Genomic DNA, 19641 nt, shown 5'->3' on the forward strand with positions numbered 1-19641 from the left:
TTCTTGGCATCCGGCAAACGGGGTCTGGCCACCGTCGACAAGCTTTCGCGAGGGCGCTACATCCACCTTCATGGCGGATGAACTTCGCTTCACCTTGTCGCCGGGAAAGCTCATCTTCGCGGATCCGTCTGGGCAATCTGTCTAGTCGCGTGGTGGCGTAAAGGCATCACGCAGCACTTCGGGGGCCACGCCGAGCCGGTCCGGTCGCTGGGTATCCGGCTTGAGCGTGAGCAATTCGGTGGCGGTCGCCAGGGCGATCTCGTAGGGGCGCTTGCCCTTGGCGCCGGGAACGCCGATGGGACAGCGCACGGTGCCAAGGGCCGCGGCATCGTGGCCGGCGTCGGCCAGCCGTCGACGAAAGCTCGCCCACTTGGAGGCCGAGCCGATCAGGCCAAGCGAGGCGCAATCGCCGCGACGCAGCAGCGCATCGACCAGGGCGCGATCCTCGGCGTGATCATGGGTCATCACCAGGGCATGGCAGCCGGAGGGCAACGAGTCCACGGCGCTGGCCACGTCGGGGCCCTCGGAGCCGGCGGCGATGCGTCGGCAACTCAGGCGCTCATGGGACTCGACCCCGCTCGGGAAGGCATCGTCCCGGCTGTCGAACCACAGGACGCGCCAGGGCAGCGGGGCGAGTATCTCGACCAGCGCCCGGCCCACATGCCCGGCGCCGAACAGCGCCACTGTCATCTCGGCGCCGGTGAAGACCTCGATCAGCACGTGCACGTAGCCCCCGCAGCACTGGCCGGAGCGACCACCCAGCGGGAAAGCTTCGAGATGGCTGCCACCCTCGCCGGCGGCCAGGGCGGCGCGGGCGACATCGATCACCTGGAACTCGAAGCTGCCGCCGCCGAGGGTATCGTGGACGGCATCGGGGGTGATCACCATCTTGGCGCCGGGTTCCCGGGGCGTGGAGCCCGCCGTGCCCACCACGCTGGCCAGAGCGTGGGGGCGGGCCTGCCGCTGCAGCCGGTCGAGGGCCGAGTGCCAGGTTCCGGAGGCCTTGGTGTCATGCCGGGGCATGATCGGATCTCCTCGGGCTGGTGGCATCCTCGGCGTGCTGACGTCGCAGGGCCTCGGCGACCATCAGCACGCGCTCGGGCGTGGCCGGGGTGTCCAGCGCCGGGCTTTCACGGTAGTCGACCAGACTGGCCAGGGCGTCGCGCAGCGCCGACCAGACCGAGATGCCGAGCATGAAGGGTGGCTCGCCCACCGCCTTGGAACGATAGATGCTGGCCTGGGAATTGGGATGCCCCTGCAGCAGTTCGACGTTGAAGGTCGGCGGCAGGTCACCGAAGGCCGGGATCTTGTAGGTGGAAGGGCCGTCGGAGACCAGTCGTCCGGCGTCGTTCCACTTGAGCTCCTCGCTGGTCAGCCAACCCATGCCCTGGATGAAGGCGCCTTCGACCTGGCCGATGTCGATGGCCGGGTTAAGCGAGTCGCCGACGTCGTGGAGGATGTCGGCACGGCTCAGTCGATACTCGCCGGAGAGGGTGTCGACCTCGACCTCGGCCACGGCGGCACCATGGGCGAAGTAGTAGAAGGGGCGGCCACGGCCGCTGGCACGGTCATAGTGGATCAGTGGCGTGGCGTAGAAGCCCTTCTCGGAGAGCGAGACGCGGCCCATGTAGGCGGCCTGGATCAATTCGCCCCAGGGAATGCGCTGTTCGCTCTCGCCAATGCCGGCCACCAGGTGACCGTCCTCCAGGCGCATGGCCTCGCGGTCGAGGCCACCGTTTTCACGGTCGAAATGCTCGGCGGCGAAATCGAACAGTCGCTCGCGCAGCTTGCTCGCCGCATCGCGGGCGGCCTGGCCATTGAGATCGGCGCCGCTGGAGGCGGCGGTGGGCGAGGTATTGGGCACCTTGTCGGTGCGCGTGGCGCTGATGCGCACACGTTCCAGGTCGAGTCCGAGTTCCCGGGCCACCACCTGGCAGACCTTGGTGTGCAGGCCCTGGCCCATCTCGGTGCCACCATGGTTGATCATCACGCTGCCGTCGGTATAGACGAGCAACAGGGCACCGGCCTGGTTGAGATGCTGCACGGTGAAGGAGATGCCGAACTTCACCGGGGTCAGCGCCAGGCCTTTCTTGATGATCGGGCTGGTCGCATTGAAGGCGGTGATCTCGCGCCGGCGTTGCCAGTAGTCGCTGCTCGTTTCGAGCTGGTCGATGATGTCGTGCAGCAGGCTCAACTGCTCGACGCGTTGCCCGTAGTGGGTCACATCGCGGGCCGCTCCGCCGTCGTCCGCGGCGCGATAGAGATTGCGCTTGCGGATGGTCAGCGGGTCCTCGCCGAGGTGACGGGCGATGTCGTCCATGGCCCGCTCGATGATCATCATGCCCTGGGGACCACCGAACCCCCGGAAGGCGGTGTTGGAGGCGGTGTTGGTCCGCGCTCGGTGGCCCGTGACCCGGGCATCGCCCAGCGAGTAGGCGTTGTCGGCATGGAACATGGCACGGTCGACCACGGCATCCGAGAGATCCGGCGAATAACCGCAGTCGCCGATGACGGTGATCTCGCCGCCGGCCAGCACGCCACGTTCGTCGAAACCGAGGCGATAGCGGTTGTGAAAGGGGTGGCGCTTGCCGGTGGCGCGGGTGTCCTCGGCGCGAGGCAGGCGCAGTTTGGCGGCTCGTCCGGTGCGCCGGGCGATGATGGCGGCGATGCAGGCCCAGGGCGAGGCCTGGGTTTCCTTGCCGCCGAAGCCGCCGCCCATGCGACGCATCTCCATGGTGACGGCGTGGAAGGGGATGCCGAGCACCTCGGCGACCAGCTTCTGCGTCTCGCTGGGGTGCTGGTTGGAGGTGTAGACCATCACGCCTTCGTCTTCGCTTGGCACCACCAGGCAGGCCTGCCCCTCGAGATAGAAGTGCTCCTGTCCGCCGACGAACTGCTCGCCCTCGAGTCGGTGGGGCGCATCCGCCAGGGCATGCTGCCAGTCGCCGCGCTCCTGGACATGGGTGGGCCGCACGAATTCCTCGCGCTCGGTGGCCGCCACCGGGTCGAGGCAGGCCGGGCGCTCGTCGATCTCGACCACCGCCTCCTTGACGGCCAGTCGCGCGGCCTTGTGGCTCTCGGCGGCGACCGCGAACAGACACTGGCCGACATAGCTGATCTCGTCGCTGGCGAAGATCGGATCGCCAGGGAACACCGGGCCGATGTCGGTATGGCCGGGTACGTCCGCCAGGGTGATGACGTCGACCACGCCGGGAGCGGACCTGACCTTCTCCAGATCCAGGCGATTGAGCCAGCCATGGGCCACCGGCGACAGGCCGAGGGCAACGTGCAGGGTATCGGCCGGCGCCGGCTGGTCGTCGATATAGGCGGCCCGCCCGGTCACGTGCTTGATGGCGCTCTCATGGGCACGGGGCGCGCCGGCCGAGCCCTGGCGCTCGGTGGTGTCGGGTGAGGGGGAAAGCCTAGTGAGCGTACGCATCGAGAGTCACCTTGGTCGCAGGATTGTTGTTGTCACTGTCGTGGTTCGGTGTCGCCTCGGCGGCGTGCATGTCGGCCTCGATCATCAGGCGCAGGCGTTCGAGCATGTTGCCGGCGGCGGTGCGGCGGTATTCGGCACTGCCGCGTACATCGCTCATCGGTGTCAACTCCTCGCCCAGCACCGCGCGGGCGGCGGCGAAGACGGCGGGCTCGGGCGCTCGCCCTTCCAGGGCGGCCTCGGTCTCGGTGGCGCGTCGCGGGATGGCGGCCATGCCACCGAAACCCAGGCGGACGTCACGCATCACGCCATCCTCGAGCCGCCAGGCGAAGGCGGCGAGCACCGCCGAGATGTCGTCCTCTCGGCGTTTGGACAACTTCCATACCTTGAGATTCTGCGCCGGTGTCGGGCGCGGGAGGAAGATGGCGGCGATGAACTCGTTTTCGCCCAGGGCCGTCTTGCGGTAATCGAGGAAGAAATCCGACAGCGGCAGCTCGCGAGCGCCATCCGGGCCGTCCAGGCGCAGCCGGGCATCCAGGGCCAGCAGTACCGGCGGGGTGTCGCCGATGGGGGAGGCGTTGGCGATGTTGCCGCCCAGGGTGCCGCGGTTGCGGATCTGCGACGAGGCGAAGCGGTGCATCAAGTGCTCGAAGGCCGGATAGTGCTCGGCGAGCAGCGGGGTCATGTCGGCGAGGGTCACCGCCGCGCCGATCCACCAGCCGTCCGGGGTCTCGTCGATGGTGGTGAGTTCGGCCACCTGTCGCACATCGATGATGTCGTCGAGTGGCTTGAGCTGCTGCGTGGTTTCCAGCCACAGGTCGGTACCGCCGGCCACCAGGCGTGCCTTCGGGCGTCGACGCTTCAGGTCGCGCAGGGCGGCGATATCCTGGGGTGCGACGTAGTGACCGGCGGTGGTCGGCTCGCCGCCGTCGGGGCGGCGCAGCCAGGCGACATTGCTGCCCAGATGGGGCTCGTCGGCCCAGGCGGGGCGGACGTCGGGATAGTCGGCCATGCTGAGCGCGGCATCGCGGATCGGACGATAGCCGGTGCAGCGACACAGGTTGCCACCCAGCGCCGCCTCGAGGCGCTCCTGGGTCAGCGGGGCGGGGGCGCGGCGCTGTTCTTCATGCAGGGTGAACAGCGACATCACGATGCCCGGCGTGCAGAATCCGCACTGGCTGCCGTGGTGGTCGACCATGGCGGCCTGGGCCGGATGCAACTCGTCGCCTCGCGCCAGCCCTTCCACGGTGACCAGATGGCAGCCGTCGATCTGGTGGGCGGGCAGGATGCAGGCGTTGGCGTTGCGATAGACCAGCTCGCCCAGGGCGTCCGGCTCGCCGATGGCCACGGTGCAGGCGCCGCAGTCACCGGAGGCGCAGCCTTCCTTGGTCCCGGTTCGCCCGAGATGCACGCGCAGCAATTCGAGCAGGCTGGTGTCGGCGGCGACGTCGCTGCAGCGGCGTCGCTCGCCATTCAGGTAGAAGTCGATCATGGCCGGCTCCGTTTGTCGTTGTATCGGATAAAGCACGTGATACTTCAATTCTTGACCATGTGGTCAGCTTTGGCAAGTCCCAGTTCGCTTTTTTCGAGTCTCCCGTTGCGTTTTCCACCCAGGGCGAATTGCCTGCGCTGCGGCTGTCAGGCAAGCTCATGGCCCCAAACACCTGTCGTCGAGCTGATGAGACTTCATGGCCAAGGCAATGCAGTACAGCGAACAAGAGGGCGGCGCCATCCGCCAACGCAACGAGAAGGCGATCATGGCGGCGGCGGAACGCGTTTTCGCGCGGCATGGTTATCGCGGCGCCAGCCTGCAGGAAATCGCCGAGCAGGCCGAGCTTCCCAAGTCCAACGTCCTCTATTACATGGGCAGCAAGCGCAAGCTTTACGTGCGCCTGCTTGAACGCATGATGGCGCGCTGGAACGCCATGCTCGATGACATCTCGGCCGAGGACGATCCCGCCGAGGTGCTCTCTGCCTTCATTCGCTCCAAGATGCAGATGTCGCGGCGTCACCCGGAAGGGTCGCGGCTGTTCGCCAGCGAGATTCTCGGCGGCGCGCCTTTCCTCCAGGAGTACCTGCGTGGCGAGCTGCGCGAATGGGTGCAGAGCCGCGCGGCGGTGTTCCGGGAGTGGGCCGAGCGGGGCCTGATGGACCCGGTCGACCCGGTCTGGCTGATCTTCTTGATCTGGTCGTCCACCCAGCACTACGCGGACTTCGAGGCCCAGGTGCTTGGCATCACCGGGCGCGAGGCGCTGGGTGACGACGATCTCGAGGAGATCACGCGTTTTCTGACCCGGGTGGTTCTGAAGGGCTGTGGGGTGCGCCACCCTGAACCCGTCACTTAGAGGGTGTTTACAAATTACTGCGCTCGACCATACAGCGTTGAAATCCGGCTCGAAGTGCTCATTTAGTGCGGCTAAACTCCGCATTCTCGCCGAATTTCGCCTTGTGACCCACATGGATGTGGGAAATGCGTTGGCCCGCCGGGAGCGGGCCTAGCCCTGGCCATCGCTCGTGACTTTTGTAAACCCCTCTTCGTCAGATGGTTTCTTCGTTTACTGGGTGGTCAGCAGCATCAACACGGCCAGGGCCGCCGTGACCCACATGGCCGGCTTGATCTCGCGCACCTTGCCGGTCAGCGCCTTGATCAGCACGAAGCTCATGAAGCCGAAGGCGATACCCAGGGTGATCGAGTAGGTCAACGGCATCAGGATGATGGCCAGAAAGGCCGGGAAGGCCTGGTCGAAATGGCTCCAGTCGATCTTGCTGATCGGCGTCATCATGAATAGCCCGACCAGCACCAGTGCCGGGGCGGTGGCGATGCCGGGCACCAGCGACAGCAGCGGCGAGAGGAACAGGAAGGGCAGGAAGAGGATCGCGATCACCACCGCCACCAGGCCGGTGCGCCCGCCCTGGGCGACCCCCGCGCCGGATTCGATGAAGGTCTGGGCGGCGCTGGTACCGAGCGGTGCCGCGATCATCGAGGCGAAGGCATCCACGGTCATCGAGCGCTTGAGATTGCGCGGGTTGCCTTCTTCGTCCTTGAGATCGGCGGATTCGGAAAGCGCCATGAAGCAGGACAGGGCATCGAAGAAGTTGGTGAACAGCATCACGAAGATAAACGGCAGGTAAGCGACCTTCAGTGCGCCGATGACGTCGACCTTGAGGACCGCGCCAAAGTCGGGCCAGGCGGCCAGGCCGTTCCAGGCCACCATCACCTCGTCGCCCCAGAACCGGCCCATGGGGGCGGCCATCAGGGTGGTCAGGGCGATGCCCATGATCAGGGCGCCGTTGAAGCGCAGGATCACGAAAATGGCCGTGGCCACCAGGCCGAGGAAGAAGGTGACCAGGCTGGCGTCGATGGTGCCAAGCGATACCAGGGTGGCATCGCTGCCGACGATGAAGCCGGCGTTCTTCAGCCCGATGAAGGTGATGAACAGGCCGATGCCGCAGGTGATGGCGTAACGCAGCGACAGCGGGATGGCCTCGATGACCGCCCGGCGCACGTTGAACAGTGCCAGAGTGGCGAACAGCACCCCGGACCAGAACACGCAGCCCAGCGCCACCTCCCAGGACAGGCCGGCGCCCATCACCAGCGTATAGGTGAACAGCGCATTCATGCCCATGCCCGGTGCCACCAGGATCGGGTTGCGCGCATAGAGGCCCATGGCCAGGCTGCTCATGAAGCTGATCAGCACTGTCGCCGAGAGGGCGGAGGCAAAGGGAATGCCGGCATCGGAAAGGATCGCCGGATTGACCACGATGATATACATGCCGGCCAGGAAGGTGGCGATGCCGGCGAGGATCTCGGTCTTCAGGTTGGAGCCTCGGCGGCTGACGCCGAACCAGCGGTCGAGGGGAGGCAGGTCCTCCCGGTGGGACACGGTCGAGCGCGAGCCCCCGATGGGGCGGGTGGTGGACTGTTGCATACCATTGAACCCTGTTTGTTGTTGTGGGCTGAATGCCAGACTGTCATTTCCTGACCTTTTGGTCAGGATGCCGACAGCCAAGCCTAGAACTGCTGACGCAGCTTGGCAAGTGTGCTTTGCTCGCTCGCCGATTCGTTCAGCGCATCCCAAGGACACGATATGCCGAACACGACGCGCAACGACGCCGACGAATCCACCGCGATGACGCTGCCCATCGAGGCACGGTTGGAAGCGATTCGTGAGGCGTTGCATGACCACCCGAGCGCCATGCTGGTGGCCGAGCCCGGTGCCGGCAAGACCACGCGAGTGCCGCTGGCATTGCTCGATGCAAAATGGTGTCGTGGACAGCGCCTGCTGCTGCTCGAGCCGCGTCGTGTCGCTGCGCGTCTGGCCGCTGCCCGCATGGCCGAGACCCTGTCCGAGCCGGTGGGGCAGACGGTGGGCGTGCGCATGCGCGGCGAATCACGGGTCAGCGAACGGACGCGACTCGAGGTGGTCACCCAGGGCGTGTTGACGCGCATGTTGCAGGAAGATCCGCTCCTGGAAGGTGTTGCAGGCATCATCTTCGACGAATTTCATGAGCGAAGTCTCGATGCCGACCTGGGATTGGCCCTGGCGCTGGATGCCCAGACCGTGCGCGATGACCTGCGCCTGCTGGTGATGTCGGCCACGCTTGACGTCGAGGCGCTGACGGCGGCCCTGGGGGCCGGGACACCGGTGATCGATTGCCCCGGACGCCAGTATCCGGTCGTCACGCGTTATCGGCCGCCCGGCGCCCGCCTCGAGGCGGAGCGTCATCAGGCGGCGGTCGTCGAGGAAGCCCTGGCCAGTGAGGACGGCGACATTCTGGTGATTCTGCCGGGCGTCGGCGAGATTCGGCGTCTGGGACGACGGCTCGCCGAACGCCTGGCGTCGTCGGTCGTGATCCACGAACTGCATGGCCGAATGCCGCTGGCGGCGCAGCGTCAGGCGCTGGTGCCGGATGCCGAAGGGCGTCGCCGGGTGGTGCTGGCCACCGCCATTGCCGAATCCAGCGTGACCGTCGACGGTGTGCGTCAGATCATCGATGCCGGTCGCGAGCGACTGCCGGTTCATCAAGTGCGTACTGGCCTCACGCGACTCGAGACGCGGCGGGTCAATCGAGCCAGCGCCGATCAACGCCGCGGTCGCGCCGGCCGCCAGGCTCCTGGCGTCTGCTATCGCCTGTGGTCGGAAGAACAGCCCCTGGCAGCGGATCGCGAGCCGGAGATTCGCCAGAGCGACCTGATGCCGCTGGCCTTCGAGCTGGCTCGCTGGGGCATCACCGAACCGGCGGCTCTGACCTGGGTGACACCGCCGGCCCCGGCGGCGTTGGCAGCGGGGCGCGCTGGCCTGGTACGGCTCGGCGTGCTGGATGACGCGCATCGCCTGACCCGCTTCGGCAACGCCTGCGCACGCTGGCCGGTGCATCCGCGCATGGCGGTGATGCTGGAAAGGGCCGGGCAACTCGAGGCCAGTGCCCTGGCCTGTGGCCTGGTGGCCCTGCTAGAGGGCGGCGCTGGCGACGACGAACGCGATCTCGGCGAGGCCCTGCAACGCCGCTTCGCCTCGTCGGGAGACCATCGCCGTTGGCGACGCGATGTCGAGCGGCTGGCAACCATCGCCAGGGTGGGCCTGGAGACGCCGGACATGGCAGCGCTCGGCGAGCTGCTGGCCCTGGCCTGGCCGGAACGTATCGCCCAGTGCATCGAACCGGGGCGCTTCCGGTTGGCATCGGGCGGTCAGGCGCGATTGCCCGAGACGCACGCCCTGGCCCACGCGCCGCTGCTGGTGGCGGCGGAACTCGACGGCGAGCAGGGCGGTGGCCGCATCTTCCGCGCCGCCGAGCTCTCGGTTGCCGGCCTCGAGTCGCTATACCCCGAGGCACGGCAATGGCGGGATCACCTGGAATGGTCCGATGCCCGGGGCGAACTCGTTGGAGAGCGTCGTCGCGGCCTGGGAGCCGTGATACTCGAGCGTGGTCCCCTGCATGACAAGCCGCCGGAGGCGGTGCGCCGTGCCTTGCTGGAGGCCCTGGCGCGGCGCGGCGAGCTGCCGTTCGGTGACGAGGCCGAACAGCTGCGCGGCCGGGTGGCGCTGCTGCGTCGTCATCTCGGCGATGCCTGGCCGGATTGGTCCGACGAGACTCTGCTGGCGACGCTGGATACCTGGCTCGGGCCTTACCTGGACGGCATCAAGCGGCTCGATGAGGTGGCGCGGCTGCCGTTCGAGCGGATCCTGCTGGATCGCCTCGACTGGTCGTTGCGGGCCCGGCTGGACGAACTGGCTCCCAGCCGGCTCGAGGTGCCCAGCGGATCACGGATTCGGCTGGATTATCGCGGCGAGACACCGGTTCTGGCGGTGAAGCTGCAGGAAGTGTTCGGCTGGCAGCAGACACCACGACTGGTGGAGGGCCGGGTCGCGCCACGTCTGCATCTGCTGTCGCCGGCGCGGCGTCCCCTGCAGGTGACCGAGGACCTGGCCAGCTTCTGGGCCAATGGTTACCCCGAGGTACGCAAGGAAATGCGCGGTCGCTATCCCAAGCATCCTTGGCCGGAGGATCCGCTGACATCACCCGCCACGGCGCGGACCAAGCGGCACGGCTCCGGACGGTGAGAAAATGAAGCTCGATGGGTATGATGACGCCCTCGATACGAACCGGGAGGCCCGACGATGAACGATTCCCGCTGTCCCTGCGGCACCGGCCGCGCGCTCGCCGAATGCTGCGGGCACTATCATGAGGGCGCTTTGGCGCCGACGCCGGAGGCGCTGATGCGCGCCCGGTTCAGCGCCTTCGCGCTGGGCCGCAACGACTACCTGCTGGCCACCTGGCACCCGGATTTTCGGCCGGCGAGCCTGCCCGATGAAGACCCGACTGAGTGGGTACGCCTGGAGATCGTCGACACCGCGACGCAGGACGATCAGGGGCGCGTGCACTTCCGCGCCACCTTCCGCGAAGGGCGCCGCTGGGGTGTGCTGCAGGAAGATTCCAATTTCAGCCGGCACGAAGGGCAGTGGTGCTATGTCGATGGTGAGCCACGCGTCATGCGTCTCAAACCCGGCCGCAACGATCCCTGTCCCTGTGGCAGCGGGAAGAAGGGCAAACAGTGCTGCATTCGGGGCTGAGTCAATCCGGTGGATGGCGCTTGAGCGGTTCTTCAAGGCGGTTTAGTATCCGCGCATGCCTTATCATCGTGGTTTGATCATCTGCCTTGGCGTTCCGATTGTTTTCCTGCTGCTCCTCGGCGGGCTGATTTTCGGAGGACAAGCCATCTCCGCCGTCAAGCTCGACGGCGAGATCCAGCGTGCGCTGTCGACGACGCTGCCCAACGCGGGGAGTGCGGGGGATATCGAGCTGAAGAACCTGCAAAGGGTCAATAATGGCTACGGCTATTGTGGCCTGTACAAGACCGCATCCTCAGAAAATGGCTACGCCTCGTTTTTCTATAACAAGATCAATGGGCGCGTGACGCTGGATATCGCTTCGGATCGCTATGAATCGAACTGCGGATTGTCGTCGTTCTGCTGATCCTGGCGTGCCTTTCCTTGTGATCCAACCTTCTGCGGAGCCCTTGCCTGGCTCTCATCTTCCCTGAGCAACCCTGCCTTTCCCGCCGCGCCGAGAGCGGACACATTGTCGCAGTGGGTAGGGCGAATGGCGGTGCGCAGGTATTTTGGACGGGTACCGGCTCGAGCGGACAGGGTGTTACCTGGGACATGGGCGTATTCTGGACGGGAGAAGGACTCATGACGAATATCAAGCGGGAACTCAAGCGCCGGATCTCGGCGGTATCGCTGGGCAGCCTTGCGGCATGCTTGCTGTTGGCTCCCTTGGGGGCAAGCGCCGAAGATCTGGAAGTCACGGATGCGCGAATGCGACTGCTGCCCGGGGACATGCCGGCGGCGGGATATTTTCGGCTGCACAATCGGAGCGAGCAGCCCGTGGTGCTGGTCGGAGCGCAGAGCGACGCCTTCGGCAGCATCGAGATGCATCGCAGCATGAATCACGATGGCATGGCCAGCATGGAGGCGGTCCCGCGGCTCGAGCTGTCGCCGGACGAGCACATCGAGTTCGCTCCCCAGGGGTATCATCTGATGCTCATGGATCAGGTGGGCTCGCTTTCCGTCGGCGATTCGGTCGATATCACTCTGGAATTCGAACAGCGAGACCCGCTCACCGTGGGCTTCAAGGCCGTGTCCCCGACCTCCATGTAGGAGGTCAGTCGTTGCAGGAGAGAAGCATGTTGCGCTGGATGTTCCCGCTGGCCCTGTCAGTGATGCTGGCAGGGTGTGTCGATCATAACTGGCAGACCAATGATATTACCGGTGTCATGCCGGCTCTCGAGTTCGACCTCGTCGACGAGAATGGCGAAGACGTGCAGGCCGAGGCGTTCATCGGCAAGCCGACATTGCTGTTCTTTGGCTTCACGCACTGCCCGGATGTTTGCCCGACGACGCTGGCCAAGCTCTCGGCGGCCATCAAGCAGCTCGATGAGTCCTGGCAGGACGACGTACAGGTGCTGTTCGTCTCGGTCGACCCCGCCCGTGATACCCCGGATGTGATGAAGCAATACACCGAGGCATTCGGGCCACAGTTCATCGGCCTGAGTGGCGATCTGGCGAAGATCGATGCCCTGACCAACCGCTACCGGGTGACCTACGAGTACGGGGAGAAAGACGCCCGAGGCCATTACAACGTCTCGCACTCGAGCAGTGTCTTCGCCTTCGACCGCCAGGGTGAGGCCCGTTTCATGTTCAGCGACATCAATTCCCTGGAAGCGCTCGTGGGTGATCTGTCGTATCTCATGGAACACGGCTAGCTGTCTGGCGGCTCCTGTCCATGCGCAGGGCTGAGGTAAACGTCCTGACGCACCTGACGCAAAAGCCCCGCTCGGCTCATCATGCCGGCGGGGCTTTTGTCTTTCACGGCGCGGTCGGCCGTCGGGCGGATCAGAGCGTCATGGCGGCGATCCAGCCGAATGCTACCAGCGGGATGTTGTAGTGCAGGAAGGTCGGCACCACGCTGTCCCAGATGTGGTCGTGCTGGCCGTCGGCATTGAGGCCGGCGGTGGGGCCGAGGGTCGAGTCGGAGGCCGGTGAGCCGGCATCCCCGAGGGCGGCCGCGGCACCCACCAGGGCGATGGTCGCCATGGGCGAGAAACCGAAGTTCAGCGCCAGGGGCACGTAGAGCGAGGCGATGATCGGAATGGTCGAGAACGACGAGCCGATCCCCATGGTGATGAACAGCCCCACCAGCAGCATGATCAGGGCGGCCAGGCCCTTGTTGTCGCCGATCATCTCGGTGGAACTGGTAACCAGCGCCTCGACTTCACCACTGGCCTGCATCACGCTGGCGAAGCCTGCCGCCGAGATCATGATGAAGCCGACCAGCGCCATCATGCGCATGCCTTCGGTGAAGATGTCGTCCTGTTCATGCCAGCGGAACACACCGCTCACCGAGAGCAGGGCGAAGCCGAAGAGCCCGCCGATCACCATCGAACCGGTGAACAGCTGGACCGTGACGGTACCCACCAGCGCCACTGCCAGAACCACCATCTGCCAGGGCTTGAGGTGCTGGGCGGCCTGGCTGGGCGTCTCGTCGCCATGGGCCAGGTCGATGTCCTGGTAGCTACGCTTGCGACGGTAGCTGAACAGCAAGGCGACCACGAGCCCCAGGGCCATGCCGCCGATGGGCACGATCATGGCCATCGGCACCATGCCGGCGGTCACGTCCAGGCCATTCTCGTTGAGGTTGGTCAGCAGGATGTCGTGAAGGAAGATCGAGCCGAACCCGACCGGCAGCAGCATATAGGGCGCGGTGATGCCGAAAGTGATTACGCAGGCAACGGCCCGGCGATCGAGCTGCAGGTGGTTCATCAGCTTGAGCAGCGGTGGCACCAGCACCGGGATGAAGGCGATATGCACCGGAATCAGGTTCTGGGAGCTCACTGCCGCGGCCAGCAGCACGCCGAGCAGGGTGAAGACGATCAACTGGCGGTTGGGAATCCCGTCGTCCAGTCCCAGCCTGGCGATGGCCTTGTTGGAGAGCAGCTGGGTGATGCCCGAACGTGACAGGGCCACGGCGAAGGCGCCCAGCACGGCGTAGGAGATGGCTACCTTGGCGCCGTTGCCCAGCCCGTCGTTGAAGGCGGAGAGGATCTCGCCCAGCGGCATTCCCGCGTAAAGACCGCCGACCAGGGCGGCGGCGATCAGCGCGAACACGACGGACACGCGCATCAGGCTGAGGGTGACCATGACCAGGATGGCCAGGACGACTGCGTTCATGTCTTGCCCCTTGTAGAAGGTCGATTGTTGTTGGTGTCGCCCCTGCTGGTTCGGGCCGGCAGGGGCGACGAGGTTGCGTTGCCTGGTCAGTTCACCTGGCTGGGCAACAGGTCGGCGGGCGCCAGACGACTGAGGTGGCGTTTCGAGAGGAGTTCGCTGGCGGCGTCGATGTCCGGCGCGAAGAAACGGTCCTTGTCGTAGTAGGCGACACGCTCGCGCAGTACCCGGCGAGCCTCTTCCAGGGTGTCGGTGGTCTTGAGGCCTTCGCGGAAATCCAGCCCCTGACAGGCAGCCAGCCACTCGATGGCGAGGATGCCTCGTACGTTATCGGCCATTTCCCATAGCCGCTTGCCGGCGGCCGGCGCCATGGAGACATGGTCCTCCTGGTTGGCCGAGGTCGGCAGGCTGTCGACGCTGTGCGGATGCGCGAGCGCCTTGTTCTCGCTGGCGAGCCCGGCCGCCGTCACCTGCGCGATCATGAAGCCCGAGTTGACGCCGCCATGCTCCACCAGGAAGGGCGGGAGCTGGGACATGTGCTTGTCCATCATCAAGGAAACGCGGCGCTCGGTGAGCGAGCCGATCTCGGCGATGGCCAGCGCCAGATTGTCGGCCGCCATGGCCACCGGCTCGGCATGGAAATTGCCGCCGGAGATGATATCACCCTGTTCGGCGAACACCAGGGGATTGTCCGAGACGGCATTGATCTCGATGCCCAGGACCTCGGCGGCCTGGCGAAGCTGGGTGAGGGCGGCGCCCATCACCTGGGGCTGGCAGCGCAGGGAATAGGGATCCTGGACCTTGCCGCAATCGACGTGGGAGTCGCTGATCTCGCTGCGCTCGCCGAGCAGGTGCCGATAGGCAGCGGCGGCATCGATCTGGCCACGCTGGCCGCGCACCTCATGGATGCGGGGATCGAAGGGGGAGCGCGAGCTCAGGGTGGCTTCCACGGTGAGCGAGCCGCAGACCGTGGCGGCGGCGAACAGGTCCTCGGCCTCGAACAGTCCCTTGAGGGCGTAGGCGGTGGAGACCTGGGTACCGTTGAGCAGGGCCAGGCCTTCCTTGGGTGCCAGAGAGAGCGGCTCGAGGCCGGCGATCTCGAGGGCCTTGGCGGCCGGCAGCCATTCGCCCCGGTAGCGGGCCTGGCCTTCGCCGAGCAGCACCACGCTCATGTGCGCCAGCGGGGCCAGGTCACCGGAGGCTCCCACCGAGCCCTTGAGCGGGATCTGCGGATAGACTTCGGCGTTGATCAGCGCCACCAGGGCATCCAGGACCTCGCGGCGAATGCCGGAATAGCCCCGGGCCAGGCTGTTGACCTTGAGCACCATGATCAGGCGTACCAGGGCGTCCTCCATGGCACCGCCGACGCCGGTGGCGTGGGACAGCACCAGGGAGCGCTGCAGGTCTTCGAGCTGGTCCTTCTCGATGCGGGTCTGGGCCAGCAGGCCGAAGCCGGTGTTGACGCCATAGACGGTACGATCTTCCTCGACCACGCGATTGACGCAGTCGACACCGGCACCGATATCGGCATCGGCGCTCGCCGGCAGAGTGACTTGCAGAGGGGCCTCGAAGACCCGGCGCGCCTGCGCCAGGCTCATCTTGCCGGGTTGGATTTCGAGATGGTTCATGAAATGGCTCTCCTGAGAGGGCGGCGAAGAGCGATGAGCTATCCCGGCGACAAGTCTCCACGAGGGCGCTGTGAACCCATCCCTGGGCGCTACCTTTGCCATTCATGGCAAAGGACCCTCGCTTCGACTTGTCCCCGGCGTACATCGCGCCGGACGTTTGTTGAGGCGTTCTACTCGTTAATCATCGGCAGGTCGAGGCCGTTCTCTCGGGCGCACTCCTTGGCGATGTCATAGCCGGCATCGGCATGGCGCATCACCCCGGTGCCCGGGTCGTTGCGCAGCACGCGTCCCAGACGCACATGGGCATCCTCGCTGCCGTCGCAGACGATCACCACGCCGGCGTGCTGGGAATAGCCCATGCCCACGCCGCCGCCATGGTGCAGCGAGACCCAGCTGGCACCGCCGGCGGTGTTGAGCAGGGCGTTGAGCAGCGGCCAGTCGGAAACGGCATCGGAGCCATCCATCATCGACTCGGTCTCGCGATTGGGGCTGGCCACCGAGCCGGAGTCCAGATGATCGCGACCGATGACCACCGGCGCCTTGAGTTCGCCGTTTCTGACCATCTCGTTGAAGGCCTGGCCGAGGCGGGCGCGGTCCTTGAGGCCGACCCAGCAGATGCGCGCCGGCAGGCCCTGGAAAGCGATACGTTCGCGGGCCATGTCCAGCCAGTTGTGCAGGTGCGGATCGTCCGGGATCAGTTCCTTGACCTTCTGGTCGGTCTTGTAGATGTCCTCGGGGTCGCCGGACAACGCCGCCCAGCGGAAGGGGCCGATGCCCTGGCAGAACAGCGGGCGGATATAGGCCGGCACGAAGCCAGGGAAGTCGAAGGCATTGTCGACGCCTTCTTCCTGGGCCATCTGGCGGATGTTGTTGCCGTAGTCGAAGGTCGGGATGCCTTGCTGCTGGAAGTCGAGCATGGCGCGCACGTGCACCGCCATGGACTGCTTGGCCGCCTTGACGACTGCCTCGGGCTCGGTCTTGCCACGTGCGACATACTTATCCCAGCTCCAGCCGGCCGGCAGGTAGCCATGCAACGGATCGTGGGCGCTGGTCTGGTCGGTGACCATGTCCGGGCGCACACCGCGCTCGACCAGTGCCGGCAGTACATCGGCGGCGTTGGCGCACAGGCCGATGGATACCGCCTTGCCTTCGCTGGTGTAACGTTCGATACGTGCCAGGGCGTCGTCCAGGTCCTCGGCCTGTTCGTCGAGGTAGCGCGTGCGCAGGCGGAAGTCGAGGCGCGACTGCTGGCATTCGATGTTGAGCGAGCAGGCGCCGGCCAGGGTGGCGGCCAGCGGCTGGGCTCCACCCATGCCGCCGAGGCCGGCGGTCAGGATCCAGCGTCCCTTGAGATCGCCGTCGTAGTGCTGGCGGCCGGCTTCGACGAAGGTTTCGTAGGTACCCTGGACGATGCCCTGGGAGCCGATGTAGATCCAGGACCCGGCGGTCATCTGGCCGTACATCATCAGGCCCTTCTTATCGAGCTCGTTGAAGTGCTCCCAGTTGGCCCAGGCCGGCACCAGGTTGGAGTTGGCGATCAGCACCCGGGGAGCGTCCTTGTGGGTCTCGAACACGCCGACCGGCTTGCCGGACTGGATCAGCAGCGACTGGTTGTCCTCCAGGCGCTGCAGGGTCTCGACGATCTTGTCGAAGCATTCCCAGTCGCGGGCGGCACGGCCGATACCGCCGTAGACCACCAGGTCCTCGGGGCGCTCGGCGACATCCGGGTGCAGGTTGTTCATCAGCATGCGCAGCGGTGCTTCGGTGAGCCAGCTCTTGCAGGTCAGCTCGGTACCGGTGGGGGCGCCGATACGGCGGCTGGGGTCGTGACGCTTGTCGGTCTGGGACATGGGGTACTTCCTCATGGTCAAGAGTCTGATGGCCGATGTGCGGGTCAGCCGTTCAGGGTCAGTAGATGGACGAGGCGCGCGGCCACTCGGGCGGTGCGGCCATCGATGTCATGGTCGGGGTTCAGCTCGGCGATATCGGCCAGGCACAGCTTGCCGCTGTCGCGTACCGCCTCGATCAAGGGCTCGAGCAGCGCCATGGGTACGCCGCGTGCCGCCGGTGCACTGACGCCGGGGGCCTCGGATGCCGGCAGCACGTCGAGATCGATGGTCAGGTAGAGCCGGTCGCAGCGGGCGATGAAGCGCTCGAGGTCACGCTGGACGCCATCGAGTTCCGTGTGCGTGATGTCGCGGTCCTCGCGGAACAGCACGCCGAGTTCGTTGGCACGTCGGAACAGGGCGCGGGTGTTGGCGGCACGGCTGACGCCAAGGCAGGCGTAGCGGAATGGCCAGCCCCGGGCGTGGCAGTCCTCGGCAATCTGTGCGAAGGGAGTACCGGAGGAGCGCACGTGACGCGGGTCGCGCAGGTCGAAATGGGCATCGAGGTTGATGATGCCGACGCGCGGTCGCGTCTCGCGAGGGGCGAGGTGGCGGGCGAGTCCGCACCAACTGGCGTAGGCGATCTCATGGCCGCCGCCGAGCACGATGGGCAGGTGGCCGGCGTCGAGCAACGGTGCCAGGCGCTCGGCCAGTGCCTGCTGGGCGGCTTCCAGGGCGTCTGCCTCGCAGGTCACGTCGCCGGCGTCGAAGGCGGGCGCCTCGCGGTGCCAGGCGAGCGGGGCGAGGGCACGTCGGATCGCTGCCGGGCCGGCCGCGGCACCGACCCGCCCCTGGTTGCGCGCCACGCCGGCATCGCTGGCGAAACCGAGCAGGGCGCACCCGGGCGGCGCTTTCTCGGAGAGGGGGGCGATGCGCTGGTGCCAGCGGTCGCTATCGGGTTCCGGGTCGCGGCGACCCTGCCAGAGGCGCATGTCGATCTCATTGGCCATGGGCGAGCTCCTCCACGGGTTGGCCGGCGACGACGCGTTGACGCAGCCGCCCGGGCTGGACGGCATAGGCGAGTTCCGCCGGGGAGTCGATGTTCCAGAGGCACAGGTCGGCGGGTGCGCCTTCATGCAGCCTGCCGAGTTCGGGCATTCCCAGAGCGCGTGCGCCATGTGCGGTCATTCCGGTCAGCGCCTCCCGAGGGGTGAGACGGAACAGGGTGCAGGCCAGATTGAGCATCAGGGTCGGCATGAACAGCGGCGAACTGCCGGGATTGGCGTCGGTGGCGACGGCCATCGGCACGCCGGCCTCGCGCAGCCCGGCGATGGGGGGGCGCTGTGTCTCGCGCAGCGTGTGGAAGGCGCCCGGCAGGATCACCGCCACGCTGCCGGCATCGCGCATGGCAGCGATTCCCGCGTCGTCGAGGTACTCGATATGGTCAGCCGACAAGGCGCCGTGGCGGGCGGCCATGGCAGAGCCCCCAAGATTGGAGAGCTGCTCGGCATGGGCCTTGATCGGCAGGCCGTGGGCCTGGGCCGCCTCGAAGACGCGTTCGCACTGGGCCACCGAGAAGGCGATCTTCTCGCAGAAGACGTCGACGGCGTCGGCCAGGCCCTCGGCGGCGGCAGCGGGGATCATCGCCTGACAGACCAGGTCGATGTAGCCATCGCTGTCGTCCCGGTATTCCGGCGGCAGGGCGTGGGCGCCAAGGAGGGACGTGACGACGCGCACCGGCCGGGCCTCGCCGAGGCGACGGGCGACACGCAGCATCTTGAGTTCGTTTTCCACGTCGAGGCCATAGCCTGACTTGATCTCGACGGTGGTCACGCCATCGGCGAGCAGGGCATCGAGACGCGGCAGGGCGGCGGCGAACAACTCCTCCTCGCTGGCTTCGCGTGTGTCGCGCACGGTGCTGATGATGCCACCACCACGGCGGGCGATCTCTTCGTAGCTTGCGCCTTCCAGGCGTGCCTCGAATTCGTCGGCGCGACCGCCCCCGAACACCAGATGGGTATGGCAATCGACCAGCCCGGGGGTCATCACCCCGCCGCTGCCCATGAGCCGGCAGGTCTCGGCATGCTCGGACGAGAGTTCCCGCATCGGTATCAGGGACTGGATGCGGTCGTCCTCGACGATCACCGCCATGGCGTCGGGCAGGGTCTCCTGGCCGTCGAAGACGGTAACGTCCTGCCAGAGTAGGCGAGTCCGGGGATGGGTCATGCTGACGCCTCCTGATATCTTTGTATATACAAATAAGTTAGCGCATTCCTGTGTTGCCGTCACCCCGTCGGTCGTGCCTTCGGCGAGGCCTTTATATTCGATCTCTGGCCCAGGGGATCTCTTATTTTGTGCTTATTTATTAAATAGATACTCTCGTATTTCTTTTGCTGACGAATAAGCTTGGATGAATGTTTTAGACCAAAGTATCAGAGGTGTGTCCGAGATGTGCGTGGCATGGATACTTTGCGTGTTGTATATACAAAGTGTGCTGTTTCCAGGGTGACGTACCGGCAACA

General features: G+C 66.1%; 15 protein-coding genes. 6 read left to right on the forward strand and 9 right to left on the reverse strand.

The features are described 5' to 3' along the window. Positions 1-141 precede the first annotated feature (141 nt). From xdhC to xdhA, 3 genes are read right to left on the reverse strand one after another with little or no spacing between them, the layout of a single operon-like run. A complete protein-coding gene (gene xdhC / locus HELO_RS08030; protein WP_013332220.1) occupies positions 142-1023 on the reverse strand; it encodes a xanthine dehydrogenase accessory protein XdhC in 882 nt (293 codons plus the stop codon). After that, a complete protein-coding gene (xdhB, locus tag HELO_RS08035) occupies positions 1010-3439 on the reverse strand; it encodes a xanthine dehydrogenase molybdopterin binding subunit (protein WP_013332221.1) in 2430 nt (809 codons plus the stop codon). Before xdhB ends, xdhC begins: the two co-directional genes overlap by 14 nt. Beyond that, positions 3423-4928, reverse strand: coding sequence for a xanthine dehydrogenase small subunit (gene xdhA / locus HELO_RS08040; RefSeq protein ID WP_013332222.1), 1506 nt, complete (start codon positions 4926-4928; stop codon positions 3423-3425). Before xdhA ends, xdhB begins: the two co-directional genes overlap by 17 nt. 196 nt (positions 4929-5124) lie before the next feature. Here xdhA and HELO_RS08045 point away from each other — a divergent pair, with 196 nt between their 5' ends. Then, positions 5125-5781: a TetR/AcrR family transcriptional regulator gene (locus tag HELO_RS08045; protein ID WP_013332223.1), complete on the forward strand. Its 657-nt coding sequence runs from the start codon at positions 5125-5127 to the stop codon at positions 5779-5781. A 210-nt stretch (positions 5782-5991) separates the two neighbouring features. Here HELO_RS08045 and HELO_RS08050 read toward each other — a convergent pair whose 3' ends face one another. After that, on the reverse strand, positions 5992-7365 hold the full coding sequence (locus HELO_RS08050; RefSeq protein WP_013332224.1) for an NCS2 family permease: 1374 nt from the start codon (positions 7363-7365) through the stop codon (positions 5992-5994). Positions 7366-7524: 159 nt separating this feature from the next. Here HELO_RS08050 and hrpB point away from each other — a divergent pair, with 159 nt between their 5' ends. The 5 genes from hrpB (at position 7525) to HELO_RS08075 (ending at position 12203) form a co-directional block, all read left to right on the forward strand. After that, entirely contained in the window at positions 7525-9999 is a 2475-nt protein-coding gene (gene hrpB, locus HELO_RS08055) for an ATP-dependent helicase HrpB (protein ID WP_013332225.1), read from the forward strand. Positions 10000-10056: 57 nt separating this feature from the next. Next, the gene (locus HELO_RS08060; protein WP_013332226.1) at positions 10057-10509 is read left to right on the forward strand and encodes a YchJ family protein; all 453 of its coding nucleotides are present in this window, start codon (positions 10057-10059) and stop codon (positions 10507-10509) included. 55 nt (positions 10510-10564) lie between these two features. Next, a complete protein-coding gene (locus tag HELO_RS08065; RefSeq protein ID WP_013332227.1) occupies positions 10565-10912 on the forward strand; it encodes a hypothetical protein in 348 nt (115 codons plus the stop codon). A gap of 218 nt (positions 10913-11130) precedes the next feature. Next, positions 11131-11598 (forward strand): copper chaperone PCu(A)C, encoded by a 468-nt coding sequence (locus tag HELO_RS08070; RefSeq protein WP_013332228.1) that lies wholly within the window; start codon positions 11131-11133, stop codon positions 11596-11598. 26 nt (positions 11599-11624) lie between these two features. Beyond that, positions 11625-12203 carry an SCO family protein gene (locus tag HELO_RS08075; RefSeq protein ID WP_013332229.1) on the forward strand — a complete coding sequence of 193 codons (579 nt, stop codon included), beginning with the start codon at positions 11625-11627 and terminating at the stop codon, positions 12201-12203. Positions 12204-12333: 130 nt separating this feature from the next. Here HELO_RS08075 and HELO_RS08080 read toward each other — a convergent pair whose 3' ends face one another. From HELO_RS08080 to hutI, 5 genes are all read right to left on the reverse strand, one after another. Then, entirely contained in the window at positions 12334-13668 is a 1335-nt protein-coding gene (locus HELO_RS08080) for a Na+/H+ antiporter family protein (RefSeq protein ID WP_013332230.1), read from the reverse strand. An 86-nt stretch (positions 13669-13754) separates the two neighbouring features. Further along, on the reverse strand, positions 13755-15293 hold the full coding sequence (gene hutH / locus HELO_RS08085) for a histidine ammonia-lyase (RefSeq protein WP_041602009.1): 1539 nt from the start codon (positions 15291-15293) through the stop codon (positions 13755-13757). 170 nt (positions 15294-15463) lie between these two features. Further along, entirely contained in the window at positions 15464-17143 is a 1680-nt protein-coding gene (gene hutU, locus HELO_RS08090) for a urocanate hydratase (RefSeq protein WP_013332232.1), read from the reverse strand. Positions 17144-17187: 44 nt separating this feature from the next. Continuing rightward, the gene (gene hutG / locus HELO_RS08095; protein WP_013332233.1) at positions 17188-18129 is read right to left on the reverse strand and encodes a formimidoylglutamase; all 942 of its coding nucleotides are present in this window, start codon (positions 18127-18129) and stop codon (positions 17188-17190) included. Continuing rightward, positions 18119-19345 (reverse strand): imidazolonepropionase, encoded by a 1227-nt coding sequence (gene hutI, locus HELO_RS08100; RefSeq protein ID WP_013332234.1) that lies wholly within the window; start codon positions 19343-19345, stop codon positions 18119-18121. Before hutI ends, hutG begins: the two co-directional genes overlap by 11 nt. Positions 19346-19641 lie beyond the last annotated feature (296 nt).

The sequence above is a fragment of the Halomonas elongata DSM 2581 genome (genome assembly GCF_000196875.2).
Taxonomy (GTDB): domain Bacteria; phylum Pseudomonadota; class Gammaproteobacteria; order Pseudomonadales; family Halomonadaceae; genus Halomonas; species Halomonas elongata.

Bases quoted from the DNA above. Each gene is read 5' to 3' on its own strand.
- xdhC (WP_013332220.1), bottom strand. From the start codon at position 1,023: ATGCCCCGGCATGACACCAAGGCCTCCGGAACCTGGCACTCGGCCCTC.
- HELO_RS08065 (WP_013332227.1), top strand. From the start codon at position 10,565: ATGCCTTATCATCGTGGTTTGATCATCTGCCTTGGCGTTCCGATTGTT.
- xdhB (WP_013332221.1), bottom strand. From the start codon at position 3,439: ATGCGTACGCTCACTAGGCTTTCCCCCTCACCCGACACCACCGAGCGC.
- hutH (WP_041602009.1), bottom strand. From the start codon at position 15,293: ATGAACCATCTCGAAATCCAACCCGGCAAGATGAGCCTGGCGCAGGCG.
- HELO_RS08060 (WP_013332226.1), top strand. From the start codon at position 10,057: ATGAACGATTCCCGCTGTCCCTGCGGCACCGGCCGCGCGCTCGCCGAA.
- HELO_RS08075 (WP_013332229.1), top strand. From the start codon at position 11,625: ATGTTGCGCTGGATGTTCCCGCTGGCCCTGTCAGTGATGCTGGCAGGG.
- HELO_RS08080 (WP_013332230.1), bottom strand. From the start codon at position 13,668: ATGAACGCAGTCGTCCTGGCCATCCTGGTCATGGTCACCCTCAGCCTG.
- hutU (WP_013332232.1), bottom strand. From the start codon at position 17,143: ATGTCCCAGACCGACAAGCGTCACGACCCCAGCCGCCGTATCGGCGCC.
- HELO_RS08070 (WP_013332228.1), top strand. From the start codon at position 11,131: ATGACGAATATCAAGCGGGAACTCAAGCGCCGGATCTCGGCGGTATCG.
- HELO_RS08050 (WP_013332224.1), bottom strand. From the start codon at position 7,365: ATGCAACAGTCCACCACCCGCCCCATCGGGGGCTCGCGCTCGACCGTG.
- hutI (WP_013332234.1), bottom strand. From the start codon at position 19,345: ATGACCCATCCCCGGACTCGCCTACTCTGGCAGGACGTTACCGTCTTC.
- hutG (WP_013332233.1), bottom strand. From the start codon at position 18,129: ATGGCCAATGAGATCGACATGCGCCTCTGGCAGGGTCGCCGCGACCCG.
- hrpB (WP_013332225.1), top strand. From the start codon at position 7,525: ATGCCGAACACGACGCGCAACGACGCCGACGAATCCACCGCGATGACG.
- xdhA (WP_013332222.1), bottom strand. From the start codon at position 4,928: ATGATCGACTTCTACCTGAATGGCGAGCGACGCCGCTGCAGCGACGTC.
- HELO_RS08045 (WP_013332223.1), top strand. From the start codon at position 5,125: ATGGCCAAGGCAATGCAGTACAGCGAACAAGAGGGCGGCGCCATCCGC.